This window comes from Hymenobacter gelipurpurascens, from assembly GCF_900187375.1.
GTDB lineage: Bacteria > Bacteroidota > Bacteroidia > Cytophagales > Hymenobacteraceae > Hymenobacter > Hymenobacter gelipurpurascens.
Genome location: NZ_FYEW01000004.1, coordinates 139,802 through 154,477 on the forward strand (window position 1 = coordinate 139,802; position 14,676 = coordinate 154,477).

Annotated in this window: 10 protein-coding genes; 7 read left to right on the top strand and 3 right to left on the bottom strand. The window is 49.6% G+C overall.

The window, feature by feature from the left end; genetic code table 11:
* Positions 1–13 precede the first annotated feature (13 nt).
* On the bottom strand, positions 14–934 hold the full coding sequence (locus CFT68_RS20825) for an AAA family ATPase (protein ID WP_170934887.1): 921 nt from the start codon (positions 932–934) through the stop codon (positions 14–16).
* Between the two features lie 91 nt (positions 935–1,025).
* A complete protein-coding gene (locus CFT68_RS20830; protein WP_088845621.1) occupies positions 1,026–2,288 on the bottom strand; it encodes a DUF4062 domain-containing protein in 1,263 nt (420 codons plus the stop codon).
* A 430-nt stretch (positions 2,289–2,718) separates the two neighbouring features.
* Between CFT68_RS20830 and CFT68_RS20835 the strand changes: the two genes are divergently transcribed.
* From CFT68_RS20835 to CFT68_RS20860, 6 genes are all read left to right on the top strand, one after another.
* Positions 2,719–3,183 (top strand): hypothetical protein, encoded by a 465-nt coding sequence (locus CFT68_RS20835; RefSeq protein WP_088845622.1) that lies wholly within the window; start codon positions 2,719–2,721, stop codon positions 3,181–3,183.
* A gap of 1,264 nt (positions 3,184–4,447) precedes the next feature.
* Positions 4,448–5,299, top strand: coding sequence for a DNA/RNA non-specific endonuclease (locus CFT68_RS20840; protein ID WP_088845623.1), 852 nt, complete (start codon positions 4,448–4,450; stop codon positions 5,297–5,299).
* A 234-nt stretch (positions 5,300–5,533) separates the two neighbouring features.
* On the top strand, positions 5,534–6,298 hold the full coding sequence (locus CFT68_RS20845) for a ParA family protein (RefSeq protein WP_088845624.1): 765 nt from the start codon (positions 5,534–5,536) through the stop codon (positions 6,296–6,298).
* Positions 6,295–6,663: a hypothetical protein gene (locus CFT68_RS21675; protein ID WP_141106665.1), complete on the top strand. Its 369-nt coding sequence runs from the start codon at positions 6,295–6,297 to the stop codon at positions 6,661–6,663. Before CFT68_RS20845 ends, CFT68_RS21675 begins: the two co-directional genes overlap by 4 nt.
* Positions 6,664–6,974: 311 nt before the next feature.
* Entirely contained in the window at positions 6,975–8,156 is a 1,182-nt protein-coding gene (locus tag CFT68_RS20855) for a replication initiation protein (protein WP_088845626.1), read from the top strand.
* 278 nt (positions 8,157–8,434) lie between these two features.
* Positions 8,435–10,159 carry a hypothetical protein gene (locus CFT68_RS20860; RefSeq protein ID WP_088845627.1) on the top strand — a complete coding sequence of 575 codons (1,725 nt, stop codon included), beginning with the start codon at positions 8,435–8,437 and terminating at the stop codon, positions 10,157–10,159.
* Positions 10,160–10,294: 135 nt separating this feature from the next.
* Here the strand turns inward: CFT68_RS20860 and CFT68_RS20865 are convergent, their stop codons facing one another.
* Positions 10,295–10,606, bottom strand: coding sequence for a hypothetical protein (locus CFT68_RS20865; protein WP_088845628.1), 312 nt, complete (start codon positions 10,604–10,606; stop codon positions 10,295–10,297).
* 684 nt (positions 10,607–11,290) lie between these two features.
* On the opposite strand from CFT68_RS20865, the gene CFT68_RS20870 reads away from it, so the two are divergent.
* Entirely contained in the window at positions 11,291–14,671 is a 3,381-nt protein-coding gene (locus tag CFT68_RS20870) for a helicase-related protein (RefSeq protein ID WP_088845629.1), read from the top strand.
* Positions 14,672–14,676 lie beyond the last annotated feature (5 nt).

The following is a 14,676-nucleotide window of genomic DNA, read 5'->3' on the forward strand; positions in this document are numbered from 1 at the left end:
GAATGGATGGGGCTCACATTAGCAGTGGGTTGGCCTTATCAGGTGAAAGTCCGTCCTTTAGTAAAACCACCAACGATGACTCATAAAGAGTTCGGGCAACATGGGCTGGCCCAGGAGGAAAGGCTCCGTCTATAAGCAGGCCATCAGCTCTGAGCACTCGTAGCCAGTCAAGAAACTCAGCAGTAGAAGGCACTCTATTTGAAGATTGCCGGGCCTGATCCCGAAAAGACTTAAAGCGTTGTAGGGCTTCACGTACCGCCGGTGACTTATCGAGCCCCAAGCGAAGATTGACAATATCTAGTAGCTGGTCATCGTCTGGAAAGGGAATATGATAAAAAACACAACGCCTTAGAAATGCATTTGGTAAGCTCTTCTCAAAATTAGATGTAAGAATCACCACCACTCTCGCATCATTTTGTGCTTTTTTTAAGGAGAAGTCAAGTTCTCGAATTCGGAACTCCCCTGATTCCATTTCGTTAAGTAAATCATTTGGAAATTCACGGGGTGCTTTATCAATTTCATCAATTAATACCACGCTGCTTTGTGGCCTATCAGCTAATTCCGGGCAGCGAGCAAGCAACGGCTGGATGCGAGGTGCTTGCAGGCTTGCACTGGACCGTCCATGAGCCAGTACACGGGCGCGGCCTAAAGCTGTGAAATCCATAAATGCGCTAGTGTCAGTATGGTCCTTACTGCGAAAGTGGCTTACTGCATCGTACGTATAAAAGAGGTCGGTTGCTAAAGAGGTAGATTTCGTGTAAAACTCAATCGGTTTAGGTAAAAAGGAGGCTTCGCTTCCCTGAGTTTGTTCGGACAACATGTGGGCTACATGTTGGGCGAGCTGAGTTTTGCCCGTGCCTGGTTCGCCACTTACTAGCAGAGGCTTGTCTAAGGCAATAGCTAATTCAACAGCCCGCTGTAAACGTGTGTCCATCAAATAATTAGAGGGATTTAAGTCAACTGATATATGGCGAAGGACAAGTGGCATAAACAGGTGTTTATTTGGATGTTCAGCTACTTTTTAGTTATGGGAGCAAGCTTAACAATGGTAGATCGCTTGCTTTTCGGCGTAAGTTGAAACGGTTTATAAAAGCTCTTATTTGTTCTTGAGCCTGCCGCATGTTAAGCTGGCAAGGTGATTTCAAAGTATTAGGAAAACAAAGCTCCTGAAGGGAAAGCACAATCTCATCATCACTAATGATATAGGTGCGAAGCCAGTTTTCTATATCTGTTTCGGAGAGCTCTGTTAGCGGAGGAGCTGCCTTTATATCTACTGAATTCACCTGTTGCTGTAAAGCATCTGGGGTGTCGATTACAACGAACCAAAATACTCGAATCCCTCCTACCCTCTCGCTAGCATTTTTAAACTCTAATAAAATTTTATCTAGAAACTCATAACCTTTTTGCCATTGAACCGAATTGCTGACCAATGATAGCATGGCCAATGCGAGGGTACCGCTGGCCTTGAGATCGGACAATAAGCTTTCCGGGTCAATAGGTGGATTAGGATCATTAGGGAGGAGCCTATCACAAAGCTCATTTATGAGCCTTCTTCTGAAATTAGGGTACGAAGCGTCCGTTATGAATTCGTGGTAACTTATCAGCGTAGGGTCGGATATGCCGAGGTAGTATCTGCTCAGCCGGTCGACTAAGCTCCGTCCTAAATTCGTCCTATGTCCCTGAATCAAGAATACGTTAAACGCCTGCTTTTTTCGGACAAAGTCATAAAAATCAAAAACCTGATTCGCCCGGTCGCAGAAGATTTTACGATCTTCGGGTAACTCGCCATCAAAATCAACACGTGGGTTGCGTACCAACGATTCCATTACTTGCAGTGCCAAGTGGTACTCAGATGTGAATCCTTCAGGGTGTGATAAGTGCAGGCTACCAACTTCATCCTTAAGTGACTTTAACCTTGTCTGTTTGCGGATCGAAGAGGGCTGATTATCCTCGTCGTCATCGGCTGGAAAACGTACATCGCGGTTTTCGGCTTTAAATACCAGAATCACTTTGTTAAGTGCTCTTGCTCTTAGGTATTCCTGATGCGTAATTGAAAAGTCTTGCCCATCAAGTACATATCCGTAACGATTGGCAAGAATAAGAATATAGATATCGCAATCAGACACGTCTTTTAAGCAGCGTTCAAGGGGCTGCGTATCCTCAGCCGTGTAGTACTCCATCCCAATAACTTTGAAGTTGGGCGCCTTTTGCAACGACTTCATTACTGTTTGGCGATATGGGGCCAAATCACGGTAAGTAGACGATATGTACACCTTATAATTGGCCATAGTCACTAAAGCAATTGAGGTTATAGCGATGAAATCGTTAGTCAATATTGGATAAGTTACTTATATTCTATGTAATATTATACAAAGGAGATAACTATTTCTGTAGTAGTGGCCCAAATTGATTTACAAAATGAGTAAACGAGTAAAATATAATTGTGAGAAAAATGTAAGTAGGAGTTCTGCAAGGAGTGAGGTATCAGGGTAAATCTGAGGTGGTCGGGTAAATGTGGACAGAATAGTGCCTTATCCTTAGAATTTAAAAAAGGCAATCTGAGCACAGTGGTCACTGCCAACAAGGAATACGAAGATTAATTCCTTATCTCTCCTGAGCGTTACAGAACCATCAGCAGCTCTCTCTATTAAACTTAATGGTGTGCTTCAAAGGATAGTAGAGCTTTTGTGCCGACAGAAAGCCGCCATCTTTGCCACTATGCCTTACAAAGAAGACCGCCCCCAGATTGGCCTCAAGTTCACAGCCACCGAATACGCCTCCCTGCAAGCCGAAGCGGACCGCGCTGGCGTCCCGGTCAACACGTATGCGCGGCACTTGATCACGGAGCGCGGGCAGCAGCCCCTGGGCGCCGAGGCAGCCAGTGTGCGCGCGCATTACCAGCAGCGCGAAGTCGTGCATCAACAGTTGCTTGACGAGTACGCGCAGGCCGCGTACCAGGCCCGCGCGCTGAGTCAGCAAGTAAAATTCTTTCGCCAGCAGTTCCTCTTTCTGCAATGGTGTGTAGCCAACAACCGCCCCGAGCTGCTGCCAGAGGCTTTGCAGGAGGCGTTAGCGCAACCAGAGCTTTCCGTTGTGCTACCCGGCGAAGAAAATCCGGCTTTAGACACCGATTCGCTGGAAAACGCCCCGGTTTTATCAGCTACACCCGTTAAAAAGCGGTAAAAAACACCCAAAAAGAGCGCTTTTCTGCGCTCTTTTTGGCCCAACTAGTCCTTATTCGCTGAAAAAGGTCGGGGATACTCCCGCTTTTTCACCGGTTCACGGCGGGGATACTCCCGAACGGGCTCCGGATGGCGGAGGGGATACTCCTTTTTTGCTGCGGATGCTAGGCCCTTTCCCTTAACGACGGGAGGGGGCCGGCTAAAAAAGGCGTTTCCAGCGAATCGACCGGATCGCCTCCGGAGCCCTGGGCTGCCTTTTCGCCCTGCCGGACCCCGAAACAGGGGCATTTTCATCTTTCTTTAGGTTGAAGTAGCACTTTGTCAGGTATCGCACCTCCCACTAGGCTACACCCGTGTTCGCAAAAAGGCCTTTTGGAGCCATTTGACCGGATGACCTCCGGAGTAAGGGCGGGTAGATAGCTTTTAGAACTTTACCGTTAGTGCTTGTCCTGGCCCTGGGTGGGGTACCCACGCGGTAGTTGGTCGGTGCGGGGTGCCCCGTGCTGGGGGAGGGTTACCCCGAGTTCGGGGGCAATAAATAGAACTGTAGATACTTAACGAATCTAATGTTTTGTGTAGAGAGGGGAATTCGCCTTCGGCTCAAAATCAATTTTTAGCTTTTAAAGTTGAAGTAGAAACGGCTGGAGAAGGGAGAGTTAGCACTTCAGAGAAATCGGCCAGTGTCCCGATGTCAGGCCTTCGGCACACTAGGGGCGCGGCCACGGCGGCCGGTCTCGGCCAGGCTCACGGCTTGGGGCTACGGCTCTCTTCGTCTGCCTCCTTGCCTGGGTAACGGGGAGGTGTTCCGTCGTCTTCCCGCCGGTGGAACCCGGCTAGGGCGGGCAGCTGGCGGCAGGCGGCAAGGGCTAGCGCGACTGGGACCTTTATCAACCCCTAGTCGATCGCACCCGACGAACGGGTGGTGTGGCCAGCCGGAGAGCTTGCCTGGTTATGGCCCGGCACCCGTTGGGAAGGCACTTCCCTTTGTAGGCCGACGGCCCCTCCCCCGCTGCGTCTGCTGGTAAGGGGCGCGTCTCTCTACCGCCTGTGTTGCTTTTAAGGAGTCAAGGTGCTACGCACAGGGGCTGCGCTGGACAAGGAGTCGTCTAGGACACGGCCATGGTGCTAGAGGCCGCGAAACACGTTAGACCCTTCTGCCTGCGACCGGTAGCCTCTTCACTCTTTCTGGACCACGCATCCCATCTATTCGAGAGTAGGCCGCCGAGCTGACGGAGTGGCGGAGCCGCGCCGGGTATCTTTACGGGATGAACCGGTCCTTCCTTCGCTCGCTACCCCTGGTAGCACTCTCTTTGCTGGCGTCCTGTCGTGGCGATGAGCAGCCTTTCCCTTCCACTGCCGCGGGGAGCGTCCACCTGACGCTGGGCAATCCCAGTGGCGCCCTTACGGACGTAGGGCAGCCCAAGAACTACCTGCTCGTGAAGCCCCAGTATGCCCTCTCCTACCACCGCGACCGCGGTACGCCCACCTGGGTGAGCTGGCACCTGGAACAAGCCGACCTAGGCTCCGCTGCTCGGCAGGATGACTTTCGGGCCGATGCCTCACTGCCCGCGGGGTGGTACCCAGTGCAGGGCACGAGTTACTCTGGTTCCGGCTTTGACCGCGGCCACAATACGCCCTCGGCTGACCGCACGGCCACCGTCGCGGATAACTCGGCCACGTTCCTGATGAGCAACATGATCCCGCAGGCACCGAATAACAACCAGCGGACCTGGGCTAACCTGGAGAACTACACTCGCACGCTGGTCACTGCTACCCAAGAGGTATATGTGGTGATGGGCTCCTACGGCAAAGGGGGAACGGGATCAAACGGGTACGCCACGACGATTGATCAGGGCCGCGTGACGGTGCCGGCTCGCATCTGGAAAGTCGTGGTAGTACTACCCGTCGGTGATAAGGACGCCGGCCGTGTCACGAGCACGACGCGGGTTATCGCCGTAGATACGCCCAATGACAATGCCGTCAACTCTGCCTGGGACGGTTACCGCACGAGCGTGGACGCCATTGAGGCCGCGACGGGACTGGACCTACTGTCTACTGTTTCACCTGCTGTCCAGCAAGCCATTGAAGCTAGAGTAGATAATGGACCCACTAACTAATAATTTGCCCAAAATGTAGCACACGTAATCTATGTACTACACTCATAACATACAGCACATATTATGAGTGTAGTACATAGATCACATCTTTTACACTTATTAAGTGCAATACATACATTGAAATTATTGTGTGTAATAAACTTATTAAAAGTGATGATTGTATAGGTTTTTATGTATGTTTGGTGTGTCTTATGGGATGTCCCAGACATATCTTAAACTAACTAGGCCTCTTTGATGAAGACCATATGCTTTGCCAACCACAAAGGAGGAGTAGGCAAGACGACATCTACACTGAATGTAGGTCAAGTTCTAGCCAGCCGTGGCTCAAGAGTATTACTAATTGATAGCGATTCGCAAACAAACCTTTCTATGTCTTTTGACAGACAAGGGAGTAGGCATTTGGGAGAGTTATTAGAAAGCGATGGTAAGGTGCCAATTGCTGAACTAATGGAAGAGGTAGGGGAGAAGTTACACCTCATAGCTGCTTCTCCTCGTCTGCAGATGGTAGAAAAGCTGATGGCCGGCAGCTCTGGCCTAGAGTTCGTTTTAAGGGAGGCTCTAGAGTCAATAGAAAGCGAGTTTGACTATTGTCTTATTGATACTCCTCCTTCACTAGGAGGTATCACCTATTCTGCCCTAATCGCTTCTGATGCTGTTTTCGTTCCTATGCAACCAGAGTACTTCGGCTACAATGGGCTCACCTCCTTATTGCAAGCATGTGTTCGAGTACGAAAGCACTATAATCAAAAGCTTAAGGTAGGAGGGATCTTCTTTACTAAATACTCTTCCAGCTATCGTTCATCTATGCACCACCAGTATGTTGATCTAATTAATGAAGATGAACAGCTGGCGCCTTTAGTAATGAATGTCAGCATCCGGCAAAACAACAAGTTAAGTGAGGCTCAAGCTATGCACGAACCAATCTTAGCTTATGCTCCAGATAGTAATGGTGCAGTTGATTACACTTCTCTCACAGATGAAATATTAGCAAGACTATGAGTAGCACGCCTAAACGCAACTTTACAGCAAAGACAACACGTCCTGTTATTGACGCTACTTCCCTATACGGCATGGATGAGGTACCTGCTTCTTCATCGGTACCTGATGCGGATACAAAAAGCGTTGCTCCAGTGACTCCAACAGAAGCAATGGCAAATGAATGGGTACAATTCAGTACTTATCTACATCGCAAAACCTATTTACGCCTTAAGCAAGCTGAGTATTGGGAGCCTGGATTTGTTGTTCGACAGCAAATTGAGCAAGTAGTTAGTGAGCTACTAGATAAGCTGGAAAGTGCCAACAAAAGCTTACCTGAAGAGCAGTTACAGAAACTACTTCAGAAGAATAAAAAACTCCAGTCATAGGAGTATAAAAAAGCATAAAAACGCTGATTTTGAAGCGGAAATGGGCTTTTTTATACCCAGGGGGTTAAATCTATCTGCTACAAAAAAGACGTTACTTAAAAGCACAACTAGTCTTTTTTTTATTACTCTAATTAAAGAGTATTATAGGGCTCATATCTATCTGATTATCACCTAATAACAAGGGGTATCTGCTACAAAAAAGACGTTATCTGCTACAAAAAAGACGTTGACTTGCTACAAAAAAGACGTGATTCTGCTACAGAATAGCCGTTTCTACAACCCATCTGCTACAAAAAAGACGTTGTTACTTCATGGAGCCTACCCCTGACAAAAGAGTTGCTCAGCATAATGCTCTTATAAATGCGCGATTTAGTCTTGTGCCGCTACAAATGCGTCTGTTTGTGGCACTTTTATCGCGGATAGATTTTGAGGATGTTGACTTTAAAGAGCACTTTATTCCGTTGGATGAATTGGTATTCGAACGCCGAGGAGGTTCAGCTTATGAGCAGGTAGACGAAATGTGCAAAGGCTTAGCATCCTTTACTCTCTACATAGAAGAGCTGGAAGAGAAGACTCGTAAGCGCCGTCGTAAGCCTAGCTATACTTACATTCCGCTTATGGCTGAAGCAGGCTATCGAGCAGATCTAGGTGGCGTGATAGCAAGCTTCAACCCTAAGATAATGCCCTATCTGTTACAGCTTCGGGAAAGTGGTAACTTCACTACTGCCGAAATGCAGCAGGTGCTTAAGCTTAAAAGCCCTCAGTCATTACGTATTTACTGGCTACTTAAGGAGTATGCGGACTTCGGCCGCCGCACGATGAGCGTAGAAGATTTACGGTTCGTGTTAGGCATAGAAGAGGATGAATACCCGCGCTTCTCTAATTTTAAGGCCCGTGTGTTAGATAAGGCGCAAAGTGAAATAGCTGCTACTGATATTCCCTTCACATACGAGCTAGAAAGAGAAGGAAAAACTGTTGCACGTATCAAGTTTCTATTTCAGCAACTGGCTGCATCTGCTACAAAAAAGACGTTGCCAGGAGCAGCAGAATGGGCGGATGCTTTATTACAAGTTGGCGTTAGTCAACGTAGTATCACTTCTATTGCTAGCCAATTAGAAAATGGAGAATATGACGTAGGCTACATCGCCTTTGTAGTCCGCATTGTTGAGAGCCAGTTTAGAAAAGGGAAGATCAAAAAACCAGCAGGCGCTATTTATAAGGCTTTAGTCGATAAATATTTGCTGGATGATTATAACCTGGCAAGTAAGCCACGTCAGTCGGCTAAGAAGGAGCTACCTAAAGTAGCTGAGAGAAAGACTGAGATAGCCTTCCGCTTGAGCGAGGTGCAGAGCATGTATGAAAACCCCGGGCCTTATGCTCTGCGCCAAAAGCGGGCTGATACTTTTGAGAAGCACCTGCAGCAGGTCTACCTACAGGACGGCTTTACCCTCGCGGAGCGGAACGGGGAAGAGTGGCTCATCAAGCAGCAGTAAGGGGTCAGTTTAGACAGACACGTAGCTCTGCTATGTGGGCTAGTTGATACGAGACTATTCTACCTATTGGGACAGTTCCACTAGTCAATAGACTAGCATGCCAACTGGACACTCAGGAATCACCCCTATCCGGTAACCCGTTTCCGGCCATTAGGATGCAGGTTTCATTCTAAGGAGGAACGTCTTTAGGTTGATGACACAAGCCTACAGGATTACATGTAGGATATTACTACTTTCAGCAGCACACTTATAGTTATTGCCTCTCTACATCTGTATCCATGAATCATCAGTTAGCATTTATCAAGTCTCAGCATATCGCGAACGCCCTAAAAAAGATAGACGCGGAAGAAGTACCCAAAGACCATCAGTGGAGTGAGTATTGGATTTGCTACAGAGGTAAATTGTACCAATTCATGTATACGGTACAGCTAGCGAGCACTTTTACTTCAACCCCATTGAAGCCGGGCGAGGTGCATAGCAATGATAGCTCCAGACGATACATTGAGAAGCTAGGGTACCATGTTCTGTTTAAGTCAGCCCAGGCAGTAGCTACACATGTACCTGTTAAGTACTGGGCGGGTGCTTATCTCTTTGGTGTAAACCAGGATCAGAATATGCTGGACGATTTCACCCTAAAGAACCGTTGGGCGACTGATCACAACTTAGCAGAAGGAGAAGGCGCGAAGATTTACAGGCTGTTGAGAAAAGTAAAAATCAATGACAGAATCTGTGTCCGAGCTCTAGACAGGAAAAACGGTATCATTCAGATCTTGAAAGTGGGTACCGTCACAGATACCAGCCTTATTGCAACAGGTGAATTGGGGGTACAATGGGATTATAATCCCCCTCTGTTCCGTGGAAGTAAACCCGCAGGAGTAGGTGCAGGGAACTGGTGGAATTCACTGATTCAAGTAAAACGCGAGGACGATATAGACGTTATCTTCCCAGGATTACCCAGAAAACGAATCGCGCGGCTCGCTTGGAACAGTATGGGTTGGATGCAACCTTCAGGCCCGTCTGGCAAAAGTACCGATAGCAGCACGCATGAGGGTAAACATGGGTATGGCCATGAAGAGTGGCTCTTTGATACCAATCGGCTCCTAAATGGTTATCACTATGGCTTTTTGGAGCCAGTGCGTCGGAATCAGCAACACCATGCGGGTGCTACGTTCGATGTCTGGTTGTACACCATGAACCGTGATACCAAGAAGCGATACTGGGTGGGGGAGATCACCAATCTTATGGTCTTAACGGAGGAAGAGGCAAAGGAGGTAGAGGATCAGTACCGACAGAATGGCTGGCTGGCCGAGATGGAAAGGGAGATTAAGGCTTCCGGCGCGGATGAATCGGGCTTTTCCCATTGGAAGGGTGTCAAGCTTTTCAACGTCAAGTTTATGCCTGAGGAACTGGTTGTAAACGAACCGTATATCGAACTAGCCGCTTCTCATCCAGTTGTTGAGCATTCGCGCTACAACTTCAGCATTTTTAAAGAGGCTTACCAGGTAACAGAAGATCAAGAGGATGACTTCGCTTTCATGCCTTCCACTGCTACCTCCAGTGCAGGAGTATCCACGCTGAAAACGAGTACTTATTTACAACCAGCTAAGAGAAAACAGATCAAGTTTCTGCATAAGCTGTTAAGTGACGAGCTGGCTGCCGTGCTACGAATAGATTATGGTGCAGCCAATGTCACGCAAGAGCACCCAGGAGGGTATAATAGCACTAGTATTGACATAGTCGTGAATACCGGCAGTGGCCTTACTTTCTACGAGATTAAAACCTACCCGTCCGTCAGAGTTTCGATCCGAGAAGCGTTAGGACAAATAATGGAATACTGCTACTTTCATAATAAGGTCAAGGCGAGTACTCTCGTCATCGTCACGCACCAGGATATAAACTTGAAGACTAAGCAATATTTACAACACTTACGCACTACGCTCAAGCTGCCCATTTATTACCAGTACTTCAATCGCACTACCCAAACACTGTCGTCTAGATATTAGCTATTCCACAACTTAAACCCCTGTCACATAAGTTAAACGGGGCCTGGAAGTGTGATACTCAGCTCTACCAACCAAATATCCAAGTATGGTCCAGATGGTAAGAATAGGGCAGGGGGGCCCTGCGCGCTCTTCTGCTTACTCGGGGGCGGAAGCCAGGACAGGCGAATGCTGCACCAGAGAGGGGACCTGCCCAAAGAACAAGTAGTTACTACGGATCAGATTGGATTCGCGCTCTGCGAGGAGGAAGTGCTCGGCAATGGCCTCGTAGGCCGAGACTGAAATTTTCAGATGGGCCATCTCGCATCGGGTGCCCTGGCCCCGATCCCCGTGCACACAGATCAATTGATCGAACTGGTTAAGCGGTTTGTACTGGAAGACGCGGATGAAGGCTTGGTGGTCTGCATAGGCGGGTAAGTCAGCAGGGGAAGAAAGCTTCTTGGGACTCATGGTCGCACGGGGTAAACCCGAGGATACGGGTGCGGGACAAACTATCGAGCAATTGACTCAGCTTCCGGCAGTAGAACTACAACCGTGTCTCATTATTGGCAAGAAACCCTAGGGACAAGCTCAACTTCTCCACGCCGAGGAGAAGATCTGTTTCAAGCCGATACGCACCGCAGGCCGCTGGCTATAGAGGAAACAATTACGCCCAATAAACTTTACTACTCATGACCTAAGCCGGAAGTACCACCATCGATGGAGCATTGCTCGATAGATTCCGATAATCCCCACTTGTCGGTACTAAGCCTTAAGGTATGCCTCTATTTACTACATCTTAGTTCGAGTCCAGGATGGAGCGCTGAAAGGCCACTCACGGTATCATGAGTAGCCTTTTTTAATTTTTACCCCCGATTCCTGTTTTAAGGGGTGAATGCTTTTATACTTTAATCCAAGTTAAAGGCCATCAGCAGGGCATGGCGGACCTTTATTACATGCCCGCGGCATCGAGGTGTACTAATAGACCCACGCCAGCGAGCTGCTGAACTTGTGCAGCTCTAGTATCAGAGAGCAATTGGAGTAACATACGTTTAGCCTACTACTGTCGGACTGGATTTGAATTTCAGTAGCAGCAAGTGAAACATTGGTTAGCTTGCCTCTTTAAATTGGCTCCCACTCTGCCTAAAGCTCTATATGCCCCGCATATTTGATAATATAACCTCTCCTTTAGATGAAGCATTGCGTGCCACCCTCAAGGTTTCTTTCCGTTGTGACTTCTGCGTCGGCTACTTCAACCTGCGGGGTTGGCGCCGAGTAGCAGATTATATGGAAACATGGAGCGGGGCAGATAATAATCGCTGCCGCCTTTTGGTGGGGATGCAGCAACCTCCTGAGAACTTGATTCGGGATTATTATTCCCCTGGCGAAGATGATGAGATTGATAACCGACGGGCATCAGAAATTCGCAAGAAGCTCGCACAGAATTTCCGTCAGCAGCTCACCTTAGGTGTGCCTACAGCGGAGGATGAAAAGCATTTACGCCAGCTTCAGCAGCAGCTTCGCGACAAGAAAGTAGTAGTGAAGCTTTACTTACGGCACACGCTACACGCCAAGCTATACCTACTCTTCCGAGATGACTTCAACAATCCCATCACTGGCTATCTGGGCAGTAGTAACCTCACTCTCTCGGGCCTCGCTCAGCAGGGGGAGTTGAACCTTGATGTAGTAGACGACGATGCGACCAAGAAGCTGTCCAAATGGTTTGATGACCGATGGAAGGACCGTTTTTGCGTGGACATTACCGAAGAATTGATTCAGGTGCTAGATGATAGCTGGGTACGGGACAAGCTGCCCTACCACATCTACCTGAAAATGGCCTATCACCTAGCTTCGGATGCCCGCGCCGGGGTAGCCGGGTTTCAGGTGCCATCGCCTTTTGATGAGGACCTCTTGGAGTTTCAAAAAAGCGCGGTGCTGATGGCTGCGCGGCATCTGGACAAGCGGGGCGGCGTCCTGATTGGCGACGTAGTAGGGCTAGGCAAAACCATCACGGCGGCGGCATTAGTCAAGCTTTTTGAGCTACGTGATACGCTAGCCACCCTTATCATCTGCCCCAAAAACCTTGTGGGAATGTGGCAGGGCTACGTGAAGGAATATGAGTTGAATGCGCAGGTGCTAGCCATTACGACCGTGCAAAACGAGCTGGAAAAGCTGCGCCGCTTCCGCCTTGTAGTCATCGACGAAAGCCACAACTTGCGTAACCGCGAAGGCAAGCGATATCGGGCAATCCGGGAGTATCTACGTCAAATGGAAAGCAAGGTGATTCTGCTTTCCGCCACCCCCTATAACAAGGCTTACGCCGATATTTCCAACCAACTACGGCTGTTCATCCCCGATGACTTGGACCTGGGCATGGCTCCAGAGCACTTCATCCGGTCACTAGGGGGGCCGATTGAGTTTGCTGCCCAATATCAATACTCGCCCCGGACGTTGGCCGCGTTCGATAACAGTCAATATGCCGATGACTGGCAAGAACTGCTGCGCCTGTTTATGGTGCGCCGGACGCGAAGCTTCATCAAGGAGCATTACGCTACCATTGACCCCGACAACAAGCGACGCTTTCTAACTTTTAAAGACGGTACTCGCTCTTACTTTCCGGACCGTGTGGCCCGGAAAGTGGAATACGGGTTTGCCCCGGATGATGAAAAGGACCAGTATGCCAGACTGTATTCTACCCCCGTAGTGGACGCGCTAAACGCGCTAGGCCTTCCGCGCTATGGCCTCGGCCAATACGAAAAGCAACCTCGCCCAACCCCCAAGACCGAACAGGAAAAGCACGATGCCCAAGTGCTCGACAACCTATCGCGAGCCGGCAAGCGACTCAAAGGCTTCTGCCGAACCAACTTATTCAAGCGGCTGGAGAGTAGCGGGCAAGCATTCCTGCTGTCGCTCAGTAGGCACGTTCTGCGAAACTATGTGTTCGTTCACGCCATCGAAAACAACCTGCCGTTGCCCATAGGCCAGCAGGACGCGCAAATGCTGGATAGCTGGCTGGAGGATGAGGACCCGGAAGAACTATTTTCCACCACTGAAGAACAAGAGGGAGAAGAAACAGCTGATAACAAGCTAGCCTGGAACCTTACCGCCAAACAGTACCGCGAACGGGCTGAGTCCATTTACACGCACTTCGCGGGGCCGCTGAAAAAACGCTTCCGCTGGATAAAGAGCGATTATTTCACAAAAGCCTTACGCAAAGAGTTGCTGGCTGATGCAGTGGCGCTGCAAAAGGTGCTGGCTCTGGCCATCGACTGGGACCCGGCTCAGGACCGCAAGCTCAACGCCCTGGAAAAGCTGTGCCAGTCGACCCACCCGAAGAAAAAAATTCTGGTGTTTACGCAATTTGCCGATACGGCTTGCTACTTGGCTGATGAGCTGAAGCGGCGCAAGGTGAAGCAATTGGCCGGCGTGACGGGCTCCGACGATGACCCGACCAATTATGCCCGGCGCTTTAGCCCAGTGAGCAACAAGCAAGAAAATGTAGCTGGGACGGAGCACGAGTTGCGCGTCCTGGTGAGCACCGATGTACTCAGCGAGGGGCAGAACCTGCAAGATTCGCACATTATTGTCAACTATGATTTGCCCTGGGCCATCATCCGCCTCATTCAGCGGGCCGGCCGAGTGGACCGTATTGGCCAGCAGGCCAAAAACATCTTCTGCTACTCCTTTTTGCCGGAGGATGGGATTGAGCAAATTATTCAGCTCCGAACCCGCCTAACTCAACGCTTGGAAGAAAACGCCGAAGTAGTAGGCACCGACGAGGTGTTTATGGAAGAAGATATTACGGCGGGCCTGATTCGCAACCTCTACAACGAGCGGTCCGACCTCTACAACCAGGAACCAGATGGGGAGGTCGATTTGGCCTCCTATGCTTGGCAAATCTGGAAAAACGCCTCGGACGCGGACCCGAAGCTACATAAAATCATTCCAGACCTGGCTCCGGTATCGCACACTACCCGCGCCAAGCACTCTCCCGATGGGATGCTGCCAGGGGTGCTGCTTTATGCCCGCACAGCCAACGATAACGATATGCTAGTGTGGGTGGACCGGAAAGGGGAAGTTATTACCCAATCCCAATTCACCATTTTACGCGCCGCTGCCTGTACGGTGGAAACGCCGTTGAAGGAAAAGTACGCCAAACATCACGAGCTGGTAGCCAAGGCGCTAGTCTTCGCGCATGATTCAGAGAACAGTGTGGGGGGCCAATTGGGGCCAAAAACGAGTGCCCGCTATCGTACCTATCATATCTTGATGCGCCACCACGACGCGGTTAAGATGCTACCGCTATTTAACTCGGAAACGCTAAAAAAAGCCATTGAAGAACTCTACCGCTTCCCCCTGCGCGAAAGTGCCCGCGACGGGTTGAACCGGTTGCTTAAAACGTCGCCGGCCGACGCGCAGGTAGCGCAGTTCGTGATGGCGCTTTACGAAGAAGGCCTACTTGGCATTGTTACCGACGAGGGCATCGGTTTCAGCCGACGTGAACCTCAGATTTTATGCTCAATGGGCTTAGTATAACTCCT

Bases quoted from the DNA above. Each gene is read 5' to 3' on its own strand.
- CFT68_RS20825 (WP_170934887.1), bottom strand. From the start codon at position 934: ATGGACACACGTTTACAGCGGGCTGTTGAATTAGCTATTGCCTTAGAC.
- CFT68_RS20830 (WP_088845621.1), bottom strand. From the start codon at position 2,288: ATGGCCAATTATAAGGTGTACATATCGTCTACTTACCGTGATTTGGCC.
- CFT68_RS20835 (WP_088845622.1), top strand. From the start codon at position 2,719: ATGCCTTACAAAGAAGACCGCCCCCAGATTGGCCTCAAGTTCACAGCC.
- CFT68_RS20840 (WP_088845623.1), top strand. From the start codon at position 4,448: ATGAACCGGTCCTTCCTTCGCTCGCTACCCCTGGTAGCACTCTCTTTG.
- CFT68_RS20845 (WP_088845624.1), top strand. From the start codon at position 5,534: ATGAAGACCATATGCTTTGCCAACCACAAAGGAGGAGTAGGCAAGACG.
- CFT68_RS21675 (WP_141106665.1), top strand. From the start codon at position 6,295: ATGAGTAGCACGCCTAAACGCAACTTTACAGCAAAGACAACACGTCCT.
- CFT68_RS20855 (WP_088845626.1), top strand. From the start codon at position 6,975: ATGGAGCCTACCCCTGACAAAAGAGTTGCTCAGCATAATGCTCTTATA.
- CFT68_RS20860 (WP_088845627.1), top strand. From the start codon at position 8,435: ATGAATCATCAGTTAGCATTTATCAAGTCTCAGCATATCGCGAACGCC.
- CFT68_RS20865 (WP_088845628.1), bottom strand. From the start codon at position 10,606: ATGAGTCCCAAGAAGCTTTCTTCCCCTGCTGACTTACCCGCCTATGCA.
- CFT68_RS20870 (WP_088845629.1), top strand. From the start codon at position 11,291: ATGCCCCGCATATTTGATAATATAACCTCTCCTTTAGATGAAGCATTG.